Annotated in this window: 2 protein-coding genes; both read left to right on the forward strand. The window is 65.8% G+C overall.

The window, feature by feature from the left end; translation table 11 throughout:
• Positions 1 to 345 (forward strand): transposase (locus tag ACZBJS_RS42710; protein ID WP_463440353.1); only part of this gene is annotated, 345 nt, incomplete at its 5' end.
• A gap of 11 nt (positions 346 to 356) precedes the next feature.
• A partial coding sequence (gene tnpB, locus ACZBJS_RS42715; RefSeq protein WP_463440354.1) for an IS66 family insertion sequence element accessory protein TnpB occupies positions 357 to 538 on the forward strand: 182 nt, incomplete at its 3' end.

A 538-nucleotide genomic window follows, 5' to 3' on the forward strand; every position in this document is an offset into this window, starting at 1 on the left:
GAAGCGGTCGCCGACCGTCTTGAGGGAGCGCCGCGGCAGCTTCGCCGACGCTGGTCGGACGAGTTTAAGGCCCAAGTCGTGATGGAGGCGCTGGAGCCTGGCGCGAGCGTCTCGGCGATCGCCCGCCGGATCGGCATTCACCCGTCGCAGCTGTTCGCCTGGCGCCGTGACGCTCGGGCCGAGCGGCGGCGTTATCGCTCACGGCACTCGAGTTGCGAGGGTGTGGTGGCGCCTGTGGCAGGCGCGGTGATCGAGATTGCCATTGGCGAGGTGATCGTGCGCGCCGGCGTGGACGTCGACGAGGCGCAGTTGCAGCGGGTGATCCGGGCGGTCCGTTCGGCATGATCCCCTCCGGCGTGAAGGTGTTCCTGGCGAGCCATCCAGTCGACTTCCGCAAGGGTATCGATGGCCTTGTTGCGCTGGTGCGCGATGCCGGCTCAGATCCGTTCGACGGTGCGCTTTATGTGTTCCGCGCCAAAAGAGCCGACCGAATAAAGATCGTATGGTGGGATGGCTCCGGCGTGTGCCTCTATTTAAA

It is taken from the genome of Bradyrhizobium sp. KZN70725, assembly GCF_055264925.1.